Annotated in this window: 22 protein-coding genes; 20 read left to right on the forward strand and 2 right to left on the reverse strand. The window is 74.6% G+C overall.

Features of this window, described 5'->3' with window-relative positions; all coding sequences use genetic code 11:
- Positions 1–8 precede the first annotated feature (8 nt).
- Genes manB through BM093_RS10200 form a run of 5 tightly spaced genes read left to right on the forward strand, consistent with a single transcriptional unit; the run spans position 9 to position 5,024 of the window.
- A complete protein-coding gene (gene manB / locus BM093_RS10180) occupies positions 9–1,079 on the forward strand; it encodes a mannose-1-phosphate guanylyltransferase (RefSeq protein ID WP_093340725.1) in 1,071 nt (356 codons plus the stop codon).
- A 29-nt stretch (positions 1,080–1,108) separates the two neighbouring features.
- Entirely contained in the window at positions 1,109–2,038 is a 930-nt protein-coding gene (locus tag BM093_RS10185) for a DNA-3-methyladenine glycosylase family protein (RefSeq protein ID WP_093340912.1), read from the forward strand.
- 20 nt (positions 2,039–2,058) lie between these two features.
- Positions 2,059–3,096 carry a 2-phospho-L-lactate transferase gene (gene cofD, locus BM093_RS10190; protein WP_093340727.1) on the forward strand — a complete coding sequence of 346 codons (1,038 nt, stop codon included), beginning with the start codon at positions 2,059–2,061 and terminating at the stop codon, positions 3,094–3,096.
- A complete protein-coding gene (locus tag BM093_RS10195; RefSeq protein WP_093340729.1) occupies positions 3,089–4,447 on the forward strand; it encodes a coenzyme F420-0:L-glutamate ligase in 1,359 nt (452 codons plus the stop codon). Before cofD ends, BM093_RS10195 begins: the two co-directional genes overlap by 8 nt.
- A gap of 7 nt (positions 4,448–4,454) precedes the next feature.
- Positions 4,455–5,024, forward strand: a complete 570-nt coding sequence (locus BM093_RS10200) for an NUDIX hydrolase (protein WP_093340731.1) — start codon at positions 4,455–4,457, stop codon at positions 5,022–5,024.
- Here BM093_RS10200 and BM093_RS10205 read toward each other — a convergent pair.
- The gene (locus BM093_RS10205) at positions 4,993–5,763 is read right to left on the reverse strand and encodes a site-2 protease family protein (protein ID WP_093340733.1); all 771 of its coding nucleotides are present in this window, start codon (positions 5,761–5,763) and stop codon (positions 4,993–4,995) included. The two genes, BM093_RS10200 and BM093_RS10205, sit on opposite strands and share 32 nt — an antisense overlap.
- A gap of 163 nt (positions 5,764–5,926) precedes the next feature.
- On the opposite strand from BM093_RS10205, the gene BM093_RS10210 reads away from it, so the two are divergent.
- Positions 5,927–6,262, forward strand: coding sequence for a WhiB family transcriptional regulator (locus BM093_RS10210; protein ID WP_425439132.1), 336 nt, complete (start codon positions 5,927–5,929; stop codon positions 6,260–6,262).
- Between the two features lie 123 nt (positions 6,263–6,385).
- On the opposite strand, the gene BM093_RS10215 is transcribed toward BM093_RS10210, so the two are convergent.
- On the reverse strand, positions 6,386–6,859 hold the full coding sequence (locus BM093_RS10215) for a metallopeptidase family protein (RefSeq protein WP_177238375.1): 474 nt from the start codon (positions 6,857–6,859) through the stop codon (positions 6,386–6,388).
- 122 nt (positions 6,860–6,981) lie between these two features.
- Between BM093_RS10215 and BM093_RS10220 the strand changes: the two genes are divergently transcribed.
- From BM093_RS10220 to BM093_RS10285, 14 genes are all read left to right on the forward strand, one after another.
- The gene (locus BM093_RS10220) at positions 6,982–7,335 is read left to right on the forward strand and encodes a DUF3499 domain-containing protein (RefSeq protein WP_093340737.1); all 354 of its coding nucleotides are present in this window, start codon (positions 6,982–6,984) and stop codon (positions 7,333–7,335) included.
- 95 nt (positions 7,336–7,430) lie between these two features.
- Positions 7,431–8,858 (forward strand): phosphomannomutase/phosphoglucomutase, encoded by a 1,428-nt coding sequence (locus tag BM093_RS10225; protein WP_093340739.1) that lies wholly within the window; start codon positions 7,431–7,433, stop codon positions 8,856–8,858.
- Positions 8,859–9,054: 196 nt separating this feature from the next.
- Positions 9,055–9,249, forward strand: coding sequence for a Trm112 family protein (locus BM093_RS10230; RefSeq protein ID WP_093340741.1), 195 nt, complete (start codon positions 9,055–9,057; stop codon positions 9,247–9,249).
- Positions 9,246–10,352, forward strand: coding sequence for an SIS domain-containing protein (locus BM093_RS10235; RefSeq protein ID WP_177238376.1), 1,107 nt, complete (start codon positions 9,246–9,248; stop codon positions 10,350–10,352). The genes BM093_RS10230 and BM093_RS10235 overlap by 4 nt, the downstream gene beginning before the upstream one ends.
- 29 nt (positions 10,353–10,381) lie before the next feature.
- Positions 10,382–11,596, forward strand: a complete 1,215-nt coding sequence (manA, locus tag BM093_RS10240) for a mannose-6-phosphate isomerase, class I (RefSeq protein ID WP_093340743.1) — start codon at positions 10,382–10,384, stop codon at positions 11,594–11,596.
- Positions 11,597–11,720: 124 nt separating this feature from the next.
- Positions 11,721–13,211, forward strand: coding sequence for an amino acid permease (locus BM093_RS10245; RefSeq protein ID WP_093340745.1), 1,491 nt, complete (start codon positions 11,721–11,723; stop codon positions 13,209–13,211).
- Between the two features lie 106 nt (positions 13,212–13,317).
- Complete coding sequence (locus tag BM093_RS10250; protein WP_093340747.1) at positions 13,318–14,877, forward strand: glutamate mutase L; 1,560 nt, start codon at positions 13,318–13,320, stop codon at positions 14,875–14,877.
- Positions 14,878–15,162: 285 nt separating this feature from the next.
- Positions 15,163–16,665, forward strand: a complete 1,503-nt coding sequence (ahcY, locus tag BM093_RS10255; RefSeq protein ID WP_093340749.1) for an adenosylhomocysteinase — start codon at positions 15,163–15,165, stop codon at positions 16,663–16,665.
- 98 nt (positions 16,666–16,763) lie between these two features.
- Complete coding sequence (locus tag BM093_RS10260; RefSeq protein ID WP_093340918.1) at positions 16,764–17,264, forward strand: NUDIX hydrolase; 501 nt, start codon at positions 16,764–16,766, stop codon at positions 17,262–17,264.
- 53 nt (positions 17,265–17,317) lie between these two features.
- Positions 17,318–17,983 carry a dTMP kinase gene (locus BM093_RS10265; RefSeq protein ID WP_093340751.1) on the forward strand — a complete coding sequence of 222 codons (666 nt, stop codon included), beginning with the start codon at positions 17,318–17,320 and terminating at the stop codon, positions 17,981–17,983.
- 47 nt (positions 17,984–18,030) lie between these two features.
- A complete protein-coding gene (locus tag BM093_RS10270) occupies positions 18,031–19,839 on the forward strand; it encodes an AMP-binding protein (protein WP_093340753.1) in 1,809 nt (602 codons plus the stop codon).
- A 49-nt stretch (positions 19,840–19,888) separates the two neighbouring features.
- A complete protein-coding gene (gene mtrA, locus BM093_RS10275; protein ID WP_093340755.1) occupies positions 19,889–20,566 on the forward strand; it encodes an MtrAB system response regulator MtrA in 678 nt (225 codons plus the stop codon).
- 7 nt (positions 20,567–20,573) lie between these two features.
- Complete coding sequence (gene mtrB, locus BM093_RS10280; RefSeq protein ID WP_245773438.1) at positions 20,574–22,391, forward strand: MtrAB system histidine kinase MtrB; 1,818 nt, start codon at positions 20,574–20,576, stop codon at positions 22,389–22,391.
- Positions 22,388–24,160: an LpqB family beta-propeller domain-containing protein gene (locus BM093_RS10285; protein WP_093340759.1), complete on the forward strand. Its 1,773-nt coding sequence runs from the start codon at positions 22,388–22,390 to the stop codon at positions 24,158–24,160. Before mtrB ends, BM093_RS10285 begins: the two co-directional genes overlap by 4 nt.
- The last annotated feature ends 103 nt before the right edge of the window (positions 24,161–24,263 follow it).

A 24,263-nucleotide genomic window follows, 5' to 3' on the forward strand; every position in this document is an offset into this window, starting at 1 on the left:
GATCCGCGTTGCAGGATGTCGAGGCGGTCGTGCTGGTCGGGGGCAAGGGCACCCGGCTGCGACCACTGACCCTGTCCGCGCCCAAGCCGATGCTGCCCACCGCGGGGGTGCCGTTCCTGGCACACCTGCTCTCCCGCATCCGTGAGGCCGGGATCCGGCGGGCCGTGCTGGGCACCAGCTACCTGGCCGAGACGTTCGAGGAGCACTTCGGCGATGGCTCGGCGCTGGGGCTGGACCTGACCTACGTGACCGAGACCGAGCCGCTGGGCACGGGCGGGGGCATCCGCAACGTGGCCGGCAAGCTCTCCGCCGAGCACGTCATGATCTTCAACGGTGACGTGCTCGCCGGCACCGACCTGGTCGCCGTCGCCGACACCCACCGCAGCTCGGGTGCGGACGTGACGCTGCACCTGGTCCGCGTGCAGAACCCGCGGGCGTTCGGGTGCGTGCCGACCGACGCGGACGGCCGGGTACTGGAGTTCCTGGAGAAGACCGAGGACCCGCCGACCGACCAGATCAACGCCGGGTGCTACGTCTTCCGGCGCGAGATCATCGACAGCATCCCGGAGGGCCGCCCGGTCTCGGTCGAGCGCGAGACGTTCCCCGACCTGCTGGCCACCGGCGCACATGTCCAGGGGCACGTCGACGTCGCGTACTGGCGGGACATGGGCACCCCCGGCGACCTGGTGCACGGCTCGGCCGACCTGGTCCGCGGGGTCGCCCCGTCGGCGGCCCTGCCCGGCCCGCCCGGCGAGGCGATGGTCCTCGACGGCGCCGAGGTCGCCTCCGACGCGTTCGTGTTCGGCGGCAGCACCGTCGGCCACGGCGCCCGGATCGGCTCCGGTGCCAGGATCGAGGGGTCGATCCTGTTCGACGGCGCCGTCGTCGCCGGGGGAGCGGTCGTGGAGAACTCGGTGATCGGCGCCGGCGCGGTGGTCGAGGCGGGCGCGAGCGTGCGCAACACCGTCGTCGGCGACCGCTCGGTGATCGGGGCGCACTGCGAGCTGCGCAACAACATGCGGATCTGGCCGGACGTCACGCTCCCGCCGCACGGGGTCCGGTTCTCGCCGGACGTGTGAGCGGGCCCGCGAGCCCGCCGGCGGCCGGGATGCTCGACCGGGAGTGGCGGCCGGGGTTCCCGCTCGACCTGTACGGCGTGCTGGCCCCGCTGCGCCGCGGCCGGGGCGACCCGACGTGGCGCACCGCAGGCGACGGCGGGGTGATCTGGCGGGTCTCGACGACCCCGGACGGCCCCGCCACCGTCGCGATCCGCCGCCGCGCCGACGGTGGCGCGCACGGCACCGTCCGGGCCACCGGCTGGGGCCCGGGTGCCGGCTGGGAGATCGACCGGCTGCCGTCGCTGCTGGGGGCCGACGACGACCCGTCGTCGTTCGAGGCGCACCACCCGGTCGTCGCCGACGCGATGCGCCGCCGCCCGGGGCTGCGGCTGGGGTCCTCCGGACGGGTCTGGGACGCGCTGCTGCCCGCGGTGCTGGAGCAGAAGGTCACCGGCACCGAGGCACACCGGTCGTTCCGCGAGCTGGCGTGGCGCTTCGGCAGCCCGGCGCCGGGGCCGGCCGGCGTCGTCCCGCACGGGATGCGGGTGCCGCCCACCCCGGAGCAGGTGCGCGCGATCCCGGACTGGGAGTGGCACCGCGCCGGCGTCGACCACGCGCGGCGCTCGGCGATCCTGCACGCGGCCGTCGTCGCGCACCGCCTCGAGCACGCCGCGGAACGGGGCGGCGAGGCCGGCCGGGTGCTGCTGCGGCGGGTGCGCGGGATCGGGGTCTGGACCGCGGCCGAGATCGCGCAGCGGGCCTGGGGGGACCCGGACGCCGTCAGCTTCGGCGACCTCCACGTCCCGAACACCGTCGGCTGGGCGCTGCTCGGCCACGACCTCGACGACGCGGGCCTGCTCGAGGTACTCCGGCCCTACGTCCCGCAACGCCACCGTGCGGTCCGCTACATCGAGGCGTCCGGGTTCCGGCGGCCCCGGTTCGGGCCCCGGTTCTCCCCGCGCGACCACCGCCGGATCTGACCGTCGTAGGGTCACCTCCCGTGAAGGTCACCGTTCTGGTCGGCGGGGTCGGTGGGGCCCGGTTCCTGCAAGGGGTGAAGGCCGCGCTGGGCCTGCCCCCGGTCGGGGCCGGTCCGGACCACCATCCGCACTCGGTCGACGCCGTGGTCAACATCGGCGACGACATCTGGCTGCACGGCCTGCGGGTCTGCCCGGACCTCGACACCTGCATGTACACCCTCGGCGGCGGTATCGACGTCGAGCGGGGCTGGGGCCGGGCCGACGAGACCTGGTCGGTCAAGGCCGAGCTCGAGGCCTACGAGGCCGACCCCACCTGGTTCGGGCTCGGCGACCGCGACGTCGCCACCCACCTCGTCCGGACCCGGATGCTGCGGGCCGGCTACCCGCTCTCGCAGGTCACCGAGGCGCTCTGCCACCGCTGGCAGCCCGGGGTGCGGCTGCTGCCCGCCTCCGACGACCGGGTCGAGACCCATGTCGTGGTCGACAATCCGGCCGGCGGTGCCGACCGGCCAGGCGGTGCCGACACAGCGGGCGAGGAGCCGCCGCCGCAGGTCGCGATCCACTTCCAGGAGTGGTGGATCCGGCACCGGGCCGCGCTGAAGGCGCACCGGTTCGCCTCGGTCGGCGCCGACCAGGCCGCGATCCTGCCGGAGGCGCGGGCCTCGATCGCCGGTGCCGACGTCGTGCTCGTCGCGCCGTCCAACCCGGTGGTCAGCATCGGGACCGTGATCTCGGTGCCCGGTGTGGCGCAGGCACTGGCCGCCACCCCGGCCCCGGTCGTCGGGCTGTCCCCGATCGTCGGCGGCCGCCCGGTCCGCGGCATGGCCGACGCCTGCCTGAACGCGATCGGCGTCGAGACCTCCGCCGAGGGCGTGGGCCGGCACTACGGCGGCCGCGGCGAGGGCGGGCTGCTCGACGGCTGGCTGGTGCACACCGGCGACACCGCGACCGTGCCCGGCGCGACCGTCCGCGAGGTCCCGCTGCTGATGACCGACCACGACGCGACCGCCGCGATGGCGCGCGCCGCCCTCGAGCTGGCGGGGCTCGGCGTTGACTGAGCCGTTCCGGGACCACGCGTCGGGGTCGCTGGAGATCCACCCGGTGCCCGGCCTGCCCGAGTTCCGGCCCGGCGACGACCTGACCGGCGTGCTCGCCGGGGCGCTGCCGTGGCTGCGCGACGGCGACGTCGTCGTCGTCACCTCGAAGATCTTCTCCAAGGTGGAGGGCCGGCTGGTCCCGGCCCCGGCCGACGAGGAGGAACGCGACGCGCTGCGCCGCAGCCTGATCGACGGCGAGACCGAGCGGATCCTGGCCCGGCGCGGGAAGACCCTGATCGTCGCGGGCAAGCTCGGCATCGTGCAGGCCGCAGCCGGGGTCGACGGCTCCAACGTGCGCCGCGACGAGCTCGCCCTGCTGCCCGCGGACCCGGACGCGTCGGCCGCGGCGCTGCGCGACGGGCTGCGGGACCGGCTCGGGGTGCGCGTCGGCGTCGTCGTCACCGACACGCTCGGCCGCACCTGGCGGGTCGGGCAGACCGACGTCGCGATCGGCTCGGCCGGGGTGCCGGTGCTGCACCGCTACGGCGGCGCGGTCGACGCCCAGGGCAACGACCTGCTGGTCACCGAGATCGCCGTCGCCGACGAGCTGGCCGCCGCCGCGGACCTGGTCAAGGGCAAGCTCGGCGCGCTGCCGGTGGCCGTGGTGCGCGGCATGCGCCTCGACGACGACGGCAGCGTCGCCCGCGACCTCGTCCGGCCGGTCGAGGACGACCTGTTCTGGCTCGGGACCGAGGAGGCCATCGGCCGCGGTCGCCGCGAGGCCGTCCTGCTGCGGCGCAGCACCCGGGACTTCGCGCCGGACCCGGTCGACCCGGACGCGCTGCGCCGCGCCGTCGGCACCGCGCTGACCGCGCCCGCCCCGCACCACAGCACGCCGTTCCGGTTCGTGTGGCTGCGCGACCCGGACCGCCGGGCCGCGGTGCTGGACGCGCTGCGCGAGCGTTGGCGGGCCGATCTGGTCGCCGACGGGCGCCCGGCCGACGAGGTCGACCGCCGGCTCGCCCGCGGCGACCTGCTGCGCCGGGCCCCGGAGCTGGTGCTGGCGTTCCGGACCGGCGAGGGGATGCACGCCTACTCCGCCAACGGCACCGACGCCCGCGACGCCGCGGAGCGGGACATGTTCACCGTGGCCGGTGGCGCCGCGGTGCAGGCGTTGCTGGTGGCGCTGGCCGGCGAGGGGCTGGCGTCCTGCTGGGTCGGGTCGACGATCTTCGCGCCGGACGTGGTGCGGGACGTGCTGGACCTGCCCGCCGACTGGGCGGCGCTCGGCGCGGTCGCCGTCGGCGTCCCGCACGAGCCGCTCGTGCCCCGCGACCCGCGGGACCCCGCGCGCGGGCTCGTCGAGCTGTGAGCGCCCGGTGGTAGCCGCCGCGACGGCGGCCCGCGAGCTGACGGCCTGGGCGCCGCAGGACGAGGGCCAGCGGGCCCTGCGGCACGCCCTGCTCGCCTTCCTCGACGCCCGTCCCGACGACGCCTGCGACCGCTCCTGCGCCCCGGGACACCTGACCGCGTCCGCGCTGGTGCTCGACGCGACCGGGGAGCACACCCTGCTGACCCTGCACCCGCGGGTGGGGCGCTGGATCCAGCTCGGCGGGCACTGCGAGCCCGGGGACGCGAACCTGCGCGCGGCGGCGCTGCGGGAGGCCACGGAGGAGTCCGGGATGGACGGTCTGGTGGTGTCGGAGCACCCGCTGCACGTCGACGTCCACCCGGTCACCTGCGCCGTCGGCTCACCCGCCCGCCCCGCCCCGACCCGGCACCTGGACGTCCGCTACCTGGTGCACGCTCCCGCCGGTGCCCGCCCGCGGATCAGCGACGAGTCGCTGGACCTGCGCTGGTGGCCGGTGGACGCGCTGCCCGACGGGAGCGACACGGTGTCGACGATGGTGGCGGCCGCTAGAGGTTCCGCCAGAAGAACAGGGCGCTGAAGCCCTGCCCGGCGAGCCGGGCGTCGCCGCCGACGAGCGAGTACAGGATCTGCGTTCCGGCGAAGAACAGCGTGCTGATGCCGGGCACGAACAGCAGCACGGCCAGCAGCGCCAGCGGTGCCCACGGCCGCACCCGGTCCCCGAGCCGCTGCGCGGGCATCGACAGGTAGGGCTCGATCGCGCCCCACCCGTCGAGACCGGGGACCGGGAGCATGTTCAGCACGAACGCGACGATCTGTAACAGCGCCAGTGCCGACAGCCCGGCCGCGACCGGTGTCGGCAGGGCCGGGAACAGGGCCACGGTGATGATCAACACGATGCCCACGGCCAGGTTCGCCGCCGGGCCCGCCACCGACACGCCCGTGCGCCAGGCCCGCGACCGCAGTGCCGCCTGGTTGATCCAGACCGCCCCGCCGGGCAGCGGCAGGCCGCCGATCAGCAGGATGATCAGCGGCAGGACCAGTGAGAGACCGGGGTCGGTGTAGCGGCGCACGTCGAGCGTGAGGTAGCCCTTCAGCGCCACGGACGTGTCACCGCCGCGGTAGGCGGTGATCGCGTGGCCGAACTCGTGCAGGCACAGCGAGACCGCCCAGCCGGCGAGCACGATGACGAAGACGCCGAAGATCGCCAGCGGCTCGGATCCGGCCGGAACGGCCAGCGCAGCGAGCACGCCACCGGCGACGGTGATCCCGAGCAGGAGCAGGAACCACGGGCTGATGCGGCGGGTGGGTGAATGCACGTACCCATGGTCCCGAATGCCCCCGACGTCGGCGGGTGGGGCTTCACTCAATCGGCAGAGCCGGGTTGCACGGATCGAACGTCAACGCTGTACTTACGTCGGTGTCATTCGCCGGTGCGTTCGGGGAGGTGGGCGAGTGGACGACGTCGAGGGGTTCATGCGGATGCTGCGGCCGGCGGGGACGGAACCGGCCGGACCGCCGGTCGAGGACCACGACCGCGTGGCTCAGGTGCTGGACCTGAAGAACCTGTTGCTGGACGAGGCGGCACCCGGTGACGAGGTGCCGGAGTGGCAGGAGCGCGCGTTGTGCGCGCAGACCGATCCGGAGGCGTTCTTCCCCGAGAAGGGCGGTTCCACCCGGGAGGCGAAGCGGATCTGTGCCGGGTGCGAGGTCCGGGCCGAGTGCCTGGAGTACGCGCTGGCGCAGGACGAGCGCTTCGGCATCTGGGGCGGGCTCTCCGAGCGGGAGCGCCGCCGGCTGCGCCGCGCAGCGGTGTAGGGACGCTCACGACGACGCCCGGGGAACCCACAGGTGCCCCGGGCGTCGTCGTGTGCGGGGCCGTCGTGTGCTCGGCCCGCCGCCTGCTCAGCCCCCGTCGCCTGCTCAGCCTCCGTCGACGGCTCAGCCTCCGTCGACTGCGTCGGGTTCGATGTTGAGGTACTCGGCGACCTGCTCGACCAGTACCTCGTGCACGAGGTCGGCGAGGTCCTCGCCGCCGGTCGCGCGGGCCTCCAGCGGGCGCCGGTAGAGCACGATCCGGGCACGGGTCGGGAGACCGGCCGAGTCGACGCCGGCCGGCACCAGGTGGGCCAGCGGGACGCCGACGTCGGCCAGCACCCCGGTGCCCCACACGACCTCGTCCGGCGAGGTCCGGTCGACGGCGGGCACGTCGTCGACGGCGAGGTCGACGTCGGCCAGCTCCGGGCCCCAGCGGGCCTCGATCGGTTCCAGTGCCTCCAGGACCTTCGCGTCGAACCGTTCGGCCCGGGTGCGGAAGGCGGGTGTGGACACCGGGTACATCAGTCCGCGCAGCCCCCGGCCGCGGCGGTCCCGGCGGCGCGGGGCGCGGCCGGTGAGGCGGTTCGCGGTGGACACGCGGGCATTCTAGGCCGCGACGCCACCGGGCCGGGCCGCCACGGGGCCCCGTCACCGAGCCGGGTGCGAGTCGCAGTTCGGCACCGGCCCGGGTACGGGCTATCGTCCGGGATGTGTTGAGTGTGCGGAGATGTTCACGGACGGGCTGCACCGAGCTCGCCGTCGCCACGCTCACCTACGTCTACGCCGACTCCACCGCCGTCGTCGGTCCGCTGGCCACCCAGGCCGAACCGCACTCCTACGACCTCTGCACGCCGCACGCGCACAACCTCACCGCGCCGCGCGGCTGGGAGGTCGTCCGGTTCGAGGGCGAGTTCGCCCCGCCCCAGCACACCGGGGAGGACCTGACCGCCCTCGCCGACGCGGTCCGCGAAGCGGGGCGGGTGGATCGGCCGGTCGAGGTGGTGGCGCGGAACGGCGGCACCGGACGGCGCGGCCACCTGCGGGTACTGCCCAGCCCGGGCGAGGAGGACTGACGGAGCCGGACCGGTCGTGCACGGCCGGTCACCGCGCCGCCCGGCAGCGGAGACCAGCGCGGACGGGTGACACCGCTGCGCTAGGGTCAGACGCCGTGCCCGACCTCTCGGCGATCGTGAAGGCCTACGACATCCGCGGTGTCGTCGGCGACCAGCTCGACGAAGCCACGGCCCGCGCGCTCGGCGCGGCGATGGCGCGACTGGTCGCGGGCGACCGACCGTCCCCGACGGCGGTGGTCGTCGGGCGGGACATGCGCGACAGCTCGCCCGCGCTCGCGGCCGCCTTCGCCGCCGGCGCCACCGGCGAGGGGCTCGAAGTCGTCGACATCGGGCTGGCCAGTACCGACATGCTCTATTTCGCCTCCGGGTCGCTGGACCTGCCGGGCGCGATGTTCACCGCCAGCCACAACCCGGCGGCCTACAACGGCATCAAGCTGTGCCGGGCCGGTGCGGTGCCGATCGGCCAGGACAGCGGCCTCGCGACGATCCGCGACGAGGCCGCACGGCTGCTCGCCGCCGGCCCGGCGCTCCCGCAGGGCCCGGTCGGCACGGTCCGGACCGAGGACATGCTCACCGGCTACGCGCGCTACCTGCGCGGCCTGGTCGACCTGTCGTCGCTGGACGGCGGCCCCGAGCTGACCGTCGTCGTCGACGCGGGCAACGGCATGGGCGGGCACACCGTCCCGACCGTGTTCGACGGGCTCAACGTGCGCGTCGTGCCGCTCTACTTCGAGCTCGACGGCACCTTCCCGAACCACGAGGCGAACCCGCTCGACCCGGCTAACCTGGTCGACCTGCAGAAGGCCGTCGTCGCGGAGGGGGCCGACCTGGGCCTGGCCTTCGACGGCGACGCCGACCGCTGCTTCGCCGTCGACGAGCGCGGCGAGGCCGTGAGCCCCAGCGCGATCACCGGCCTGGTCGCCACCCGGGAGCTGAACCGGGCGGCCGCCGCCGGCGAGCGCGACGTCGCCGTCATCCACAACCTGATCACCTCGCGGGCGGTCCCCGAGCTGGTCGCCGAGCACGGCGGCCGTCCGGTCCGCACCCGGGTGGGGCACTCGTTCATCAAGCAGACGATGGCCGAGACCGGCGCGGTGTTCGGCGGTGAGCACTCGGCGCACTACTACTTCCGCGACTTCTGGAAGGCCGACTCCGGCATGCTGGCCGCGCTGCACCTGCTCGCGGCGCTCGGCGAGCACCGCGCGGTGGCCGCCGCCTCCGGCCGGGAGGCGCTGCTGTCGGCGCTGATGACCGGCTACGACCGGTACGCCGCGTCCGGCGAGATCAACTCCACGGTCGCCGACCAGGCCGCGACCGTCGCCCGGATCGAGTCCGTCTACGGTTCCCGGGAGGGCGTGGAGCTCGACCGGCTCGACGGCCTCACGGTCTTCCTGCCGGACGGCTCGTGGTTCAACCTGCGGGCGTCCAACACCGAGCCGCTGCTGCGGCTCAACGTCGAGGCCGGTGACGACGCGGCGGTCGCCGCCCTGGTCGACGAGGTGCTCGGGATCGTCCGCGGCTGACCCCGCCCGCACCCCCGGTGACCGTGCCGGTCGCGTCCGGCACCCGGTCGGATGCCGCGCGGCGCCGGGCCGTGGTGGCAGCATCGAGTTCCCGGGCCCACCTCCCCGGGGCCCGTGGGAGCACAGGACCCTCCGGGACCACCCGACTCGCCCCGGGAGCACACGACTCGCCTGGGACCACACGACAAGGAGAACCGTGGCCGTACAGCTCGACCCCCAGCTGCTGGAGATCCTGGCCTGCCCGTGCGACGCGCACGGGCAGCTGACCCCGACCGGCGAGGCGCTCACCTGCTCCGTCTGCGCGCGCGCCTTCCCGGTCACCGACGGGATCCCGGTGCTGCTGCTGGACGAGGCGCTGCCCCGGACCGGACCGGCGAGGGACGACGGGTGAACGGCGTGCTCGACGACACCCTGCTGGCCGACCCGGACACGCTGGTCGCGCGCGACACCACCGGTGTCCTGCGGGCGGCCGCGACGGCCGGTGCCCAGGTCCGGTCCGCGGTGCACGCGTGTGCCGAGGCGGGGCTGGACCGGCTGCGCGGGCACCGGCCGCGGGCCCTGGTGTTCCTGCGCCGGCCGGGGGTCTCCGGCGCGGTGGCCGACCTGGTGACGGCGCTGCTGGGGGACCGCTGCCCGGTCCCGGTGGTGCACACCGACCGGGCCCCGGGCTGGATCGGTCCGCTGGACGTGGTCGTCGTGCACACCGGTGACGGCACGGACCCGGAGCTCGCCGAGTCGGTCGCGGTCGCGGTGCGCCGCGGCGCCGAGGTGGTCCTGTCCGCCCCGGACGCCGGTCCGGTCGCCCAGGCCGGGGCCGGCCGCGCGCGGCTCGTCGAGCCGCGGATCCCGCTGCCCGAGGGGCTCGGCTTCGCACAGGCGCTCGCCGTCGCGCTCGTCACGGTCTCGGAGCTGGAACTGATCGGCACGGCCCCGGACCTCGAGGCACTGGCCGACGCCCTCGACGCCGAGGCCGAGCGCGACCACCCGGGACACGAGCCGTTCGTCAACCCGGCCAAGTCGCTGGCGCTGCGCCTGGCCGAACGGACCCCGCTGCTGTGGGGTGTCGACGCCGCGGCCGCGGCCGTCGCCCGGCACGGGGCGGATGCGCTGGCGACGCACGCGGGCGTGGTCGCGCACGCCGACGCACTCGGCCAGGCGGGCACGCTCGCCGGGCTGCGGGTGGCCGTCGACGTGGGCGACCGCGAGGCCGACGTCTTCCACGACCCGTTCGAGGACCCGGACGGGCCGGGGTCGGCCGGCGTCGCGCCGCCGCCGCGCCTCGTGCTGCTGGGCACCGGTGAGGAGGACCCGCAGCTGATCAGCCGCCGGATCCTCGGCCGGGAGTGGCCGACCGCGGACCTCGCGCACCCCGTCGAGGAGGTGCCACGCGGCACCCGGGACGCCGCGTTGCTGCGTGCCGGCCTGCTCGCGTTGCGTGCCGACATCGCCGCCGTGTACCTGGGCCTGGCCACCCGCGCCTCGCTCACCGCCTGATACCCCGCGCACCTGACACCGGGAGTCCCGTGGAACTGCTGGAGAACCCGATCCGGACCTACGCCTGGGGGTCGCGGACGGTGATCGCCGACCTGCTCGGCGAACCCGTTCCGTCACCGCACCCGCAGGCGGAGATGTGGCTGGGCGCGCACCCCGCGGCGCCCTCGACGGTGCGGACCGCCGGCGAGCCACGCGCGCTGGACGAGCTCATCGCCGACGACCCGGCCGGCGCGCTCGGTGCCGGCCGCGACCGCTGGGAGGGCCGGCTGCCGTTCCTGCTGAAGGTCCTGGCGGCCGAGGAACCGCTGTCGCTGCAGGCGCACCCGAGCCTGGAGCAGGCGCGGGAGGGCTGGGCGCGGGAGAACGCGGCCGGGATCGCGGTGGACGCCCCGGACCGCAACTACCGCGACGCCAACCACAAGCCCGAGCTGATCTGCGCGTTGACCGACCTCGTCGCGCTGGTCGGGTTCCGCGAGCCGGGCCGCACCGTCGAGCTGCTCCGGGCGCTGGACGTGCCGGAGCTGGCGGCCTACACCGAGCTGCTCGCCGGGCAGCCCTGCCCGGACGGGCTGCGCGCCCTGTTCACGACCTGGATCACGCTGCCGCAGTCGGTGCTGGACGGGCTGATCCCGGCCCTGCAGGAGGGCGCGATCCGGCTGCTGGAGAGCGGCGCGGACGAGTGGACCGGCGAGGCGAAGATGGCCCTCGACCTGTCCGAGCGCTACCCCGACGACGCCGGGGTGCTCGCCGCGCTGCTGCTCAACCGGACCACGCTGCGCCCGGGCGAGGCGCTCTACCTTCCGGCCGGGAACCTGCACGCCTACCTGTCCGGGGCCGGGATCGAGCTGATGGCGAACTCGGACAACGTGCTGCGCGGTGGGCTGACCCCGAAGCACGTCGACGTCCCCGAGCTGCTGCGGGTGCTGGACTTCGCGGCGCCGCCGCCCCCGGTCCGCCGGGCGGCGACCGAGCCGGGTGCCGACGGCTGGCAGCGCTACGACGTGCCGGTGGAGGAGTTCCTGCTGCGCCGCGCCGACACCGAGGGCCGGGACAAGCTGGACGTGCCCGGCAGCGGTGCCCGGATACTGCTGTGCACCGCGGGGGACGCCGCGGTGGAGGCGCGGGGCAGCACGCTGGATCTCCCCCGGGGCGCGTCGGTGTTCCTGGCCGACGCCGACGCCGGAGCAGTGCTCACCACCGGCGACGACGGCGCCACGGTCTTCCTGGCGGGCGACGCGCTCTGAGCCCTCCGGCACCCGTGGTCCGTTCGGGTGGCGTCGTGCGTGTCCCGGCGCAATCTCATCGTGACCTTAAATGTCGGTTGGGATACGTGACGCAGCCCGCAACGCCGCCGTACCTTCCCCGCTCATGACGGTCACGAACCGTGGTGGCGGCATGTTCCGCACCAAGACGGTCGAACAGGCGATCAGGGACACCGAGGAACCGGAGTTCCAGCTCAGGAAGGCCCTCGGGCCGGTCCAGCTCACGGTCATGGGGATCGGTGTGCTGATCGGTACGGGCGTGTTCGTACTGGCGGGTGAGGCCGCCGCGCTGTACTCGGGTCCGGCGGTCTCGCTGTCGTTCCTCATCAGCGGCGTCGTGTGCGCGCTGGCGGCGCTCTGCTACGCCGAGTTCGCCTCGACGGTGCCGGTCGCGGGCAGCGCCTACACGTTCTCCTACGCCTCGATGGGCGAGTTCATCGCCTGGATGATCGGCTGGGACCTGATCCTGGAGTTCACCCTCGGCGCCGCGACCGTGGCCAAGGGGTGGAGCGGCTACTTCGACAGCGTGATGGGCGGGCTCGGGCTCGAGGTCCCGGAGGCGATCTCCGGCGGCCCCGGCAGCGGCGGCGTGCTCGACCTGCCCGCGGTGTTCGTGTCGCTGCTGATGATGGTCGTGCTGATCATCGGTATCCGGCTCAGTGCCTGGGTGAACGCCTCGATCACCACGCTGAAGCTGGTCATCGTCGCCGGCATCGTCCTGATCGGCGCGTTCTACGTCAGCGGCGCCAACTGGACGCCGTTCATCCCGCCGTCGGCGCCCGCCGACTACAACACCGACGCCGGCATGCCGCTGCTGCTGCAGATCTTCGGGATCGACACCGGCTTCGGGCTGACCGGCGTGTTCACCGGTGCGGCGATCGTGTTCTTCGCCTACCTCGGGTTCGACATCGTCGCGACGCTCTCGGAGGAGGTGAAGAACCCGCAGCGCACCATGCCGATCGGGATCATCGCCTCGCTGGCGATCGCGACCGTGCTCTACATCATCGTGTCGCTGATCTACACCGGCATCCTGCCGTACGACCAGCTTGCGGTGGAGGCGCCCGCGGCCGCCGCGATGGCGGCGACCGGCATCCCGGCGGCGGAGTTCATCATCTCGCTGGGCATCCTGATCGGCCTCACCGTCGTGATCATGACGCTGATGCTCGGCCAGACCCGGGTGGCGTTCGCCATGAGCCGCGACCACCTGCTGCCCCCGACGCTGGGCAAGGTGCACAAGAAGTTCCGCACGCCGTACAAGCTGACGATCATCACCGGTGTGGTGGCCGCCGGGCTGAGCGGCTTCCTCGAGCTGACCGAGCTCGCCAACCTGGTGAACATCGGCACGCTGGCCGCGTTCGTGCTGGTCTCGATCGGTGTGATCGTGCTCCGTCGCACCCGTCCGGACCTGCCGCGCACCTTCAAGGTGCCGTTCATGCCGGTGCTGCCGATCGTGTCGGCGATCCTGTGCTTCGGGGTGGCGCTCTTCCTGCCGGCGGGCACCTGGCTCCGGTTCATCGCCTGGATGATCCTGGGCACCGTCGTCTACTACTTCTACGGCCGCACGCACAGCCGGGTGGCGACCGGGGAGTCGGCCTGACCTGAGCACGGCACGACGGGGCGGGGGCGGCCGGGTGCACCGGCCGCCCCCGCCGCATGTCGCGGACACTCCCTGTGCCGGCCCGGCCGCACTACGCTCGCGATCCATGACCGGTTCCCCGGGAGGTCCGGACGCCGCGGCGGTCTGCCTGGACGTCGGCTCCTACTGGACGAAGGCCGTGCTGGTGCAGCCGGACGGCACCCCTGCGGGGTTCGCCGAACACCCGACGACCCCCGACGTGCTCGAAGGGGTCGACGCCGCGGTCGCCGCGGCGGCGGCCTCGGTCGGGCGGCATGCGGGCGGGCCGGCCCCGGAGGTGCTGGCCTGTTCGTCGGCGGGCGGCCCGCTGCGGCTGGCGGTGGTGGGGGCGGAGCGGCTCACCGCGACCGAGGCCGCGCACCGGGTGTGCCGCTCGGCGGGTGCCCGCGTGGTCGGCGTGCACACCGGCCCGCTGGCCGAGGACGGGATCCGGGAGCTGACCGGGCAGCAGCCCGGCGTCGTCCTGCTGCTCGGGGGCGCCGACGGCGACGACCCCGAGGTCCTGCTGCACAACGCCGGGCGCCTGGCCGGGGTCCGCGGGCGGTGGCCGGTGCTGCTCGCGGTGCCCGACGCGGCCCGCGACGACGCGCTGGAACTGCTCCGCTCCGGCGGGCGCACCGTGACCGCGTGCCCGAACGTGACGCCCCGGCCCGGGGAGCTCGTGCCCGGCCCGGCGCGGGAGGCGGTCGCCGAGATCTACGCCCGGCACGCCCTCGGCGGGCCCGGCGACTCCGGCCGGTTCGGCGTGATGGCCCGCACCCGCACCCCGGTCGCGGTGGCCGGCGGGGCGGCGGTGCTGGCCCGGGCGACCGGAGCGGGCGTGCTGGTGGTGGACGTGGGATCGGCGACGACGGACGTGCACTCGGCCGTGCCGCCGGGTGCCCCGCGTCCGGGCGGCGTACGGCCGGACGCCGCACGGTCGGACGGCGCGCGGTCGGAGGACGGGGCGACCGTCATGACCGTCGAGGGTGACCTCGGCGTCCGCGACGCCGCGGGCAGCGTCCTGGTCGAGGCCCAGACCGAGGGTCTGGTCGACCCGGTCGAGGCCGACCTGCTCGCCCCGGCCGTCGGGGCGCTGGAGGCGGCCTCCCGGGGCGCCGCCCCGGCCGTCCCCGCCGACCGGGGCGCGGCCGCCGAGGACCGGCGGCTCGCCGCGATCGCGGCCGTGGTGGCCCTGCGCCGGCACCTGCGCCACACCGGCCGGATCGAGGAGGCCGCACCGGGCGGGATGCCGGGGTGGATCGCGCCGGGCGACCCGCACGATCCCGGGGCCGGCCCCACGGGCCCTGCCGGCGAGCCGGGCAACGCGGGCGCGGCGGCGGGTGGGAGCGCCCGGGTTGCCGGGGCCCGGCCCGTTCCGGAGGCGGGTGGCGGGGTGCCCGGCCCCCGCCGCGGCGGTGATATCGGTCTCGTGGTCCTGACCGGCGGGGTGTTCCGGCAGCGGGACCCGGCCGGGCTCGCCGCGGTCGCCGAGACGGTGCGCCGGGACCCGGTGCTGCTGGCCGCGCTCGCGCAGGTGGACGTCCGGGTGGACAGCGAATCCGTGCTGGCACCGGCCGGGCTGCTCGCAGCGCACGGCCGCGAGGAGGCCGCCCGTGCGCTGCTCGCCGAGCGCCTGCCGCGATGATCACCCCCGGTTGACACCCGCCGCGGCCGTGGCAACGATGGAACGGCGATAGCAGCCGGGAGCCGAGAGGCGCTGCAGCGGGCGACGACGGCCCGCCACGCTCGGTCCCGGCCTGGCACGGACGAGAAAGGGCGCCTGTCTCCGTACGAGGAGGGAGGGCCCGTTGTTCCGTCGCGGAGCCGTTCCGACCTCGTCAGGAGTCCTTTCCCGCCCGAGGTCCCTGTCCGGTCAGCCCGGCCGTACGGACGAGTCCCACCCGACCGCCCGAGGAGGCGCACCCACCCCATGACCGCATCCGAGAACACCGGTCACGCCAAGCTGCAGAACGTCAACGGACTGGACTTCGCGATCGCCGACATCGGCGAGCACGAGTACGGCCGCAAGGACATCCGGCTGGCCGAGAACGAGATGCCGGGCCTGATCGACCTTCGCCGGGAGTACGCCGAGGCCAAGCCGCTGGCGGGCGCCCGGATCGCCGGGTCGCTGCACATGACCACGCAGACCGCGGTCCTCATCGAGACCCTGGTCAGCCTGGGCGCGCAGGTGCGCTGGGTGTCCTGCAACATCTTCTCCACCCAGGACTACGCGGCCGCCGCGACCGTGGTCGGCCCGAACGGCACCGCCGAGAACCCGCAGGGTGTCCCGGTGTTCGCCTGGAAGGGCGAGACGCTCGAGGAGTACTGGTGGTGCACCGAGCAGCTGTTCAAGTTCCGCGACGAGCAGGGCAACATCGTCGGCCCGAACATGATCCTCGACGACGGCGGTGACGCCACCCTGCTCGTGCACAAGGGCGTCGAGTTCGAGGAGGCCGGCGTCGTGCCGACGGTGGCCGACGACGACGAGACCGTCGCCGACGAGGAGCGCGTCGTGCTCGCCACGCTGCGCCGCAGCCTCGCCGAGGACCCGAAGCGCTGGACGACGATCAACTCCGACATCCGCGGTGTCACCGAGGAGACCACCACCGGCGTCAACCGCCTGTACCAGCTGGCCGAGCAGGGCAAGCTGCTGTTCCCGGCGATCAACGTCAACGACTCGGTCACCAAGTCGAAGTTCGACAACAAGTACGGCATCCGGCACTCGCTGCTGGACGGCCTGAACCGCGCCACCGACGTGCTGATCGGCGGCAAGGTCGGCGTCGTGGCCGGCTACGGCGACGTGGGCAAGGGCTGCGCCGAGGCGCTGGCCGGCCAGGGTGCCCGCGTCATCGTCTCCGAGATCGACCCGATCTGCGCCCTGCAGGCGATGCTCGAGGGCTACCAGGTCGCGAAGATCGAGGACGTCATCCACACCGCCGACGTCGTCGTGACCACGACCGGCAACAAGGACATCATCACCACCGACCTGATGCAGAAGATGAAGCACCAGGCGATCCTGTGCAACGTCGGTCACTTCGACAACGAGATCGACATGGCCGGCCTGGGCCGCATCAAGGGCATCAACAAGATCAACATCAAGCCGCAGGTCGACGAGTGGATCTTCCCGGACGGGCACTCGATCCTGGTGCTCTCCGAGGGCCGGCTGATGAACCTCGGCAACGCGACCGGTCACCCGTCGTTCGTGATGTCGAACTCCTTCGCGAACCAGACGATCGCGCAGATCGAGCTGTTCACCAAGCACGAGGAGTACGACAAGGAGGTCTACCGGCTTCCGAAGCACCTGGACGAGAAGGTCGCCAAGGTGCACGTGCTGGCGCTGGGTGGCGAGCTCACCAAGCTCAGCAAGGACCAGGCCGAGTACATCGGCGTGGACGTCGAGGGGCCGTACAAGCCGGAGCACTACCGGTACTGATCTGGTAGCTCCTGTCTGGTAGCTCCTGTCCGTCCCGACGGCGCGGTGGCCCATCCGGCCGCCGCGCCGTCGGCGTTTCCCGGGGTAGCGTCGTGACGATGATCGAGATCGGGTCCGGTGACGGCTGGGCGCACTGCGTGCAGGGTCACAAGCACTGGGGACGGTTCGGGGCGGCCGGGCTGCTCGTGCGTTTCCGCGCGGCCGGCGACCCGATCGGTGTGGACCGGATCCTGCTGCAGCACCGTGCGGCCTGGAGCCACCACGGCGGGACCTGGGGCATCCCCGGCGGTGCCCGGGACCGCGGCGAGTCCGCCGGGGAGACGGCGCTGCGCGAGGCGGCGGAGGAGAGCACGCTCGACACCGGCCCGGTCGTGCCGCTCGACGAGTACGTGGACGACCACGGCGGCTGGACCTACACGACCGTGGTCGTGCGGGCGGCGTGGGAGGGCGTGGCCACGCCGCCGCCGATCGAGGTGCGCGGTGCGGAGAGCACGGAGCTGCGCTGGGTGCGCAGCGACCATCTCGACCGGCTGGACCTGCACCCAGGTTTCGCGACGACCTGGCCGCTGGTCCGGTCCCTCGGCGCCCACGTCGGCTGACACCGGCGTATCCGGCCGGGCCGTGTCCGAGGGCCGGACACTAGGCTGCGGCCGTGGGACGGCTGGTGGTCATCGAGGGCCTGGACGGGGCGGGGAAGCGCACCTTCGCCGGGCGGCTGACGGCCGCCCTCCGTGCGGCGGGGGCGTCGGTGACGGCGATGGCCTTCCCGCGCTACGACGAGGACGTGCACGCCGACCTCGCGCGTGACGCCCTCTACGGGCGGCTGGGTGACGTCGCGTCGTCGGTGCACGCGATGGCGGTGCTGTTCGCGCTGGACCGGCGGGCGGCCGCGCCCGCGCTGCGCGAGGCGCTGGCCGCGCACGACGTGGTGCTCGTGGACCGCTACGTCACCTCGAACGCCGCCTACAACGCCGCCCGGCTCGGGCAGGACGCCCACGGTGAGGTCGTGGGGTGGGTCCGTGCGCTGGAGATCGAGCGGTTCGGCCTCCCGGTGCCCGACCACCAGATCCTGCTCGCCCCGCCCCGCTCCGTCGCCGCGGAGCGGGCGCTGTCCCGGGAGGCCGCCGAGCCGGGTCGTGCCCGGGACGCCTACGAGAGCGACGACGACCTGCAGGCCCGCACCGACGCCGTGTACCGGGAGCTGGCCGGCCTCGGCTGGCTCAGTGACTGGACTGTGTTGGACGGGAGCGGGCCGGACGGGAGCGGGCCGGACCCGGTGCTCGGCCTGGTGGAGCAGCTCCTCGTCACAGTGGGGTAGGTCCACCGGCGGCACCGGACGCGTGTGTGGTGCATCACACTTCCGGCATGTACCTGACCCAGGGTCTGCACCGTTCCGTCCAGCAGCACCCGGACCGGCCGGCGACGATCTGCGCCGGTCGGACGCGCACCTTCGCCGAGACCGCGGACCGCGTCGCGCGGCTCGCCGGCGGGCTCCGGACGCTCGGTGTCGCCGAGGGGGACCGGGTCGCCTACCTCGGCCTGAACTCCGACCGGTTTCTCGAGTACTACCTCGCCACCTGGTGGGCGGGTGCGGTCGTGAACCCGGTGAACGTGCGGTGGGCGGCCGCCGAGATCGGGTTCTCGCTGGAGGACTCCGGCACGACCGTGCTCGTCGTCGATGACGCCTTCGTGTCCCTGGTCCCGGAGCTGCGCCGGTCAGGGCTGCGGACCGTGGTGTACGCGGGCGACGGGGCGGGGACGGGATGGGGCGAGTCGACCGGGGTGGGTACCGGGCGGGGCGAGCCGACGGGCGTGGGTCTCGGGCGGGGCGAGCCGACGGGCGTGGGTCTCGGGCGGGGCGAGCCGACGGGCGTGGGTACCGGGCGGGGCGAGCCGACGGGCGTGGGTACCGGGCGGGGTGAGCCGACCCGCGCGGGTGCGGAGCGGGCGGAGCCGTCCGGCGCGGGTGTGCCGGGGGAGTATCCGGCCGGCGTGGAGGCGGGCTGGGAGGAGCTGGCCGGCGCCGGGCCGGTCGTGGAGGACCGGCGCCGCGGCGGCGACGACCTGGCCGGGCTCTGGTACACCGGCGGCACCACCGGGTTCCCGAAGGGCGTCATGCTCAGCCACGCGAACCTGCTGGTCTCGGCCTACGGCCTGGCCGCGTGCGGGATCTTCGACGCGGGCGGGACGCCCCGCTACCTGCACGTGGCGCCGATGTTCCACCTCGCCGACCTGGCCGGGTCGATCGGCGCGATGCTGGTCGGCGGCACGCACGTGACGGTCCCGTCGTTCGCGCCGGTCCCGGTGATGGAGGCCGTCGCGACCCACGGGGCCACGCACACGGTCCTGATCCCGATCATGATCCAGGCTCTCGCCGACCACCCCGATCTCGCCGGGTACGACCTCTCCGGCCTGCGCCGGGTGATCTACGGCGGGTCCCCGATCGCCCAGGCGGTGCTGGAGCGGGCCCGCAGGGCGCTGCCGTCGGCGCAGTTCCTGCAGGCCTACGGCCAGACCGAGCTGGCGCCGGTCGCGACGGTCCTCGGCTGTGCCGAGCACGACGACCCGGGCCGGACACACCTGCTGCGGACCGGTGGCCGCGCGGCGCCGCACGCCGAGGTCGCGATCGTCGACGAGTCCGGTGCGGAGGTGCCGCGCGGGCGGACGGGGGAGATCGTGTGCCGGGGCGGGCACGTGATGCTCGGCTACTGGCAGCGCCCGGAGGAGACCGCGGCCGCGCTGCGCGACGGGTGGATGCACACCGGCGACGTCGGCCGGATGGACGACGAGGGCTACGTCGAGGTTCTCGACCGGCTCAAAGACATGATCGTCACGGGTGGGGAGAACGTGTACTCGACCGAGGTCGAGAACGCGGTGGCGACCCACCCGGACGTCGCCACCTGCGCGGTCGTCGGGCTCCCGGACGAGACGTGGGGCGAGCGGGTGCACGCGGTGGTCGTGCTCCGTGACGGCGTCCCGGCGACCGGAGCGACGGCGCAGGAGATCCGCGAGCACGTCCGCGGACGGCTCGCCGGGTACAAGACACCCCGGACCGTCGAGTTCACCGACGCGTTGCCGGCCACACCGACCGGGAAGGTGCTCAAGCGTGAGCTCCGTGCGCGGGCTGCGGAGCGCGCCCGGTCCGGCCCCGCGGAGCAGCCGACGCCCGCCTGAGCCGCCCTCCCCGCTCGGGCGCCGGGAGGCGGGTGGGATATTGGGCCGTATGAAGTCGCGCGTGCTGGTGGTCGACGACGACCCGGCCCTGGCCGAGATGCTCACCATCGTGCTGCGGGGCGAGGGGTTCGAGACCGCGGTCGTCTCCGACGGCACCCGGGCACTGCCCGCCGTGCGGGACACCCAGCCGGACGTGATCCTGCTCGACCTGATGCTGCCCGGGATGAACGGCATCGACGTGTGCCGGGCGATCCGTGCCGAGTCCGGGGTCCCGATCGTCATGCTCACCGCGAAGAGCGACACCGTCGACGTGGTCCTGGGACTGGAGTCGGGTGCGGACGACTACGTCGTCAAACCGTTCAAGCCCAAGGAACTCGTCGCCCGCATCCGTGCCCGGGTGCGGCGCAACGAGTCCGAGCCCGCCGAGCAGCTCTCGATCGGCGAGATCGACATCGACGTGCCGGCACACCAGGTGACCCGGGAGGGCAAGCCGATCGCGCTCACCCCGCTCGAGTTCGACCTGCTCGTCGCGCTCGCCCGCAAGCCGCGCCAGGTGTTCACCCGTGAGGTCCTGCTCGAGCAGGTCTGGGGCTACCGGCACGCTGCCGACACCCGTCTGGTGAACGTGCACGTGCAGCGACTGCGGTCCAAGGTGGAGCGCGACCCGGAGCGCCCCGAGGTCGTCCTGACCGTCCGCGGGGTGGGGTACAAGGCCGGGCCCCCGTGAGGGTGCGGTGAGACGGCTCGGGCTGCGCCGTCGCCTCGCCCGGCTGCCGGGGATGCGCCGGCTCGCCCGCGCGCTCGCCCCGCTGCGCGCGCAGGCACACGAGCTCGGTGCCCTGGTCGCGGCGTCGTGGCGGCGGTCGCTGCAGCTGCGGGTCGTGGTGTCGACGCTCGCGCTGTCGACGGCGGTCGTGCTCGTGCTGGGGCTGGTGCTGCAGAGCGAGATCGCCGAGCGGCTGCTGCAGAGCAAGCTCAACGGGGCGCTGGTGCAGGCCGACGCCAACCGGGTGCTGCTCGAGGGGGAGCTCTCCGGGGTCGACCCGGACCGGGAGGGTGCCCAGGAGACCCTCGACGCGGCGCTGCAGCGGCTCACCAACACCGGCGACTCCGGCCCCGGCAGCGCGACGGCCGGCGAGTTCCGGGCGGCGATCACGACCGGCTCCGGCAACGGTCCGGAGATCACCTCCGGGGACGTCGGGCAGGTCACCGCCGAGCAGCGCGCCACCGTCGCCGAGGGCGGGGTGAGCCGGCAGTACACGACCGTCGAGGGCGTCCCCACGCTGGTGATCGGGCAGCCGGTCTCCACGGCGGGCCGGGATCTGCAGTTCTATCTGCTGTTCCCGCTGGAGGGCGAGCGGCTGACCCTGAACCTGGTGCAGAGCACCCTGATCGTCGGCGGGCTCGTGCTGCTGGTGCTCATCGCCGCGATCGCGAGCATGGTGACGAGGCAGGTGGTGCGGCCGATCCGGCAGGCCGCCGACGTGGCGGAACGCTTCGCGGGCGGTCATCTCGACGAACGGATGGCCGTCCGCGGCGAGGACGAGGTGGCCCGGCTCGCCGAGTCGTACAACGAGATGGCCGGCAGCCTCGCCGCGCAGATCGCGCAGCTCGAGGAGTTCGGCGCGCTGCAGCGGCGGTTCACCTCGGACGTCAGCCACGAGCTCCGCACGCCGCTGACCACGGTCCGGATGGCGGCCGACGTGCTCTACGCCTCCCGGGACGAGCTGCTGCCCGCCCTGCGCCGCAGCTCCGAGCTGCTGGTCACCGAGCTGGACCGGTTCGAGACCCTGCTCGCCGACCTGCTGGAGATCTCCCGGCTGGACGCGGGGGTCGCCGAGCTGGGTGCCGAGCGGGTCGACCTGTCGGCGGTCGTGCGGCACGCGGTGGACACGGTCCGCGGGCTGGCCGCCGACGCCGGCACCGAGCTCGTGCTCGAGCTGCCCGCCGGCGAGCAGGTCGAGGCCGACCCGCGCCGGGTGGAGCGGATCGTGCGGAACCTGGTGGCGAACGCGATCGACCACGGGGAGGGGCACCCGGTGGAGGTGACGATGGCAGGCGACCCCGCGTCGGTGGCCGTGGTGGTCCGCGATCACGGTGTCGGGCTCCGTCCCGGCGAGGCCGACCTGGTGTTCAACCGGTTCTGGCGGGCCGAGGAGTCCCGGGCCCGGCGCAGCGGCGGCACCGGGCTCGGGCTGTCGATCAGCATCGAGGACGCCCGGCTGCACGGCGGCTGGCTGCAGGCCTGGGGCGAGCCGGGCAAGGGGACCGCCTTCCGGCTGACGCTGCCGCGGCAGGTCGGCGGGCACATCTCCACCTCGCCGCTGCCGCTCGGCCCGGCCACCGGGGAGGACGACGAGGACGCCCGCCACGAGGGCAGGCCCGGCAGCTCGGTCCCCACCCCGCCATGGGGGATCGCGACCCGCCGCGACGACACCCGCGGGGAGGACAGGCGCGCCCGCGAGGACGACGCCTGGCAGGCCCGCGACACCTCGGCCGCCCCCGTCCAGCCCGCCGAGCGCGCCATCACCGACCCGGGCGGCGACCGGTGAGGGCCCGTCCCCTCCGCCGGTCCGCGGCCGCCGGCGCGACCGGGGCCGGGCGCGTCCGCCGGGTCGCGTCGCTCGGTCTGCTCGTGTGCCTGGCGGTGCTGGCCGGCTGCGCGACCGTGCCCGAGCACTCGTCGGTGCAGGTCCTGCGCCAGACCCGGGACAACGGCGCGGCCGTGCCCGACGGACCGATCGAGGACGGCGACCCGCTCGGTCTGGTCCGCGGGTTCGTCTACGCCTCCGGCCGGCCGGACGACCGGCACGCGGCGGCCCGCCGATACCTCGCAGCCACCGCGTCCGAGTGGGACGACGGTGCCTCGCTGACCGTGCTGTCCGAACGGTTCGACACCGTCTTCGCCCCCGACAGCGCCGATGCCGGGCCGGAGCGCGCGGTGGTGCGGATGCGGGGCACCCGGATCGGCACGGTCAGCCCGGCCGGCGCGTTCGAGACCGACCCGCGACCGGTCGAGGTCGACATCGGTGTCGTGCGGCAGGGCGACCACTGGCGGATCGAGCACCTCCCGCCCGGGGCGATGGTCCGGCTGTCGGACTTCCGGGCCAGCTACCGCTCGCTGCGTGCCTGGTTCGTCGACCCGACGCGCGGCATGCTGATGTCGGACACCCATTACATCCCCAGTACCCGGCCGAGCGAGCTCGCCGCCCGCGCGACCGAGGTGCTGCTGCACGGGCCCTCGTCCGGGCTGACGGGAGCGGCGGTGACGCTGTTCCCGGCCACCGCGCGCCTGCGCTCGGCGGTCAGCGAGTCCGCGGACGGCGCGGTGGTCGTCGATCTGGCCGGGGTCTCCGGGCTCTCCGACCGGGACCGGCGACTGCTCGCCGCCCAGGTCAGCCTGACCCTGGCCGAGGTCAGCGTGCACCGCGTCCGGCTGCTGTCGGACGGCGAACCGCTGCTGGCCGACCGGCCGGAGGTCACCCGCGACGACTTCGCCGACCTGGTCGGGACCCCGGAGCGGCTCCCGGCCCACCCGCTCGTGGTCGACGGCGGCCGGGTCCGCCGGCTCGCCGAGAACGGCCAGGCCACCCCGGTGGCCGGCCAGGCGGGCAACGGCTCCTTCGACGTCGTCGACGCGGCGGCCTCGACCCGCGACGACCGGATCGCGGTCGTCTCGCGGGAGGAGAGCGGCACCCAGCGGCTGCTGACCGGCCCGGCCGACGGACGGCTCACCGCGACCCCGGTCTCCGGCGCCGTGGTGACCGCGCTGAGCTGGAACGCGGCCGGGGACGAGATCTGGGCGGTCGCCGACGGACGGCTGCACCGGGTCGCCGCCCCCGCCGACGGTCCGCCGGTCGAGGCGCCGGTGGACACCAGCCGGCTCGACCGCCACGGCGAGATCGCCGATGTGGCGTTCTCCCGTGAGGGCGGCCGGATCGCCGTGGCCGCCGGTGGCCGGGCCCTCGTCGGACCGGTCGTCCCCGGCCCGGACGGCCGGGTCGCGATCGGCGAGCTGCGCGAGCTGCGGCCCGGCGAGCTGGAGGACGTCGTCGCCGTCGACTGGCGTTCCAACGAACAGCTCGTGGTGGCCGCGGACTCCGAGCGCCCGGTCGCGCTGGTATCGGTCGACGGGCTCACCCTGGACCACGTTCCCGGCACGAACCTCACCTCCCCGTTGCGTGCGGTGGCCGCCGCTCCCGGCCGGCCGATCTACGTGTCCGACCGCACCGGGCTCTGGAGCTACTCGGGCGGCGACCTGGACGCGTGGCGGCAGACCGTGGGGTCCAGTACCGCCGCGCGGCCGTTCTACCCGGGCTGACCCGGTCGCCGGGCCACGGGAACCGGTGACCGGCCCACCCGGCCGGTCGTCCCAGCGTGGCGCGCCGGGCGGCGGGCGGCGGCGGGAATCACGGCCCTGTGGA

The sequence above is a fragment of the Pseudonocardia ammonioxydans genome (genome assembly GCF_900115005.1).
GTDB classification, from domain to species: Bacteria; Actinomycetota; Actinomycetes; order Mycobacteriales; family Pseudonocardiaceae; genus Pseudonocardia; species Pseudonocardia ammonioxydans.

Bases quoted from the DNA above. Each gene is read 5' to 3' on its own strand.
- BM093_RS10185 (WP_093340912.1), top strand. From the start codon at position 1,109: ATGCTCGACCGGGAGTGGCGGCCGGGGTTCCCGCTCGACCTGTACGGC.
- BM093_RS10210 (WP_425439132.1), top strand. From the start codon at position 5,927: ATGCTGCGGCCGGCGGGGACGGAACCGGCCGGACCGCCGGTCGAGGAC.
- BM093_RS10245 (WP_093340745.1), top strand. From the start codon at position 11,721: ATGACGGTCACGAACCGTGGTGGCGGCATGTTCCGCACCAAGACGGTC.
- BM093_RS10250 (WP_093340747.1), top strand. From the start codon at position 13,318: ATGACCGGTTCCCCGGGAGGTCCGGACGCCGCGGCGGTCTGCCTGGAC.
- ahcY (WP_093340749.1), top strand. From the start codon at position 15,163: ATGACCGCATCCGAGAACACCGGTCACGCCAAGCTGCAGAACGTCAAC.
- BM093_RS10260 (WP_093340918.1), top strand. From the start codon at position 16,764: ATGATCGAGATCGGGTCCGGTGACGGCTGGGCGCACTGCGTGCAGGGT.
- BM093_RS10270 (WP_093340753.1), top strand. From the start codon at position 18,031: ATGTACCTGACCCAGGGTCTGCACCGTTCCGTCCAGCAGCACCCGGAC.
- mtrA (WP_093340755.1), top strand. From the start codon at position 19,889: ATGAAGTCGCGCGTGCTGGTGGTCGACGACGACCCGGCCCTGGCCGAG.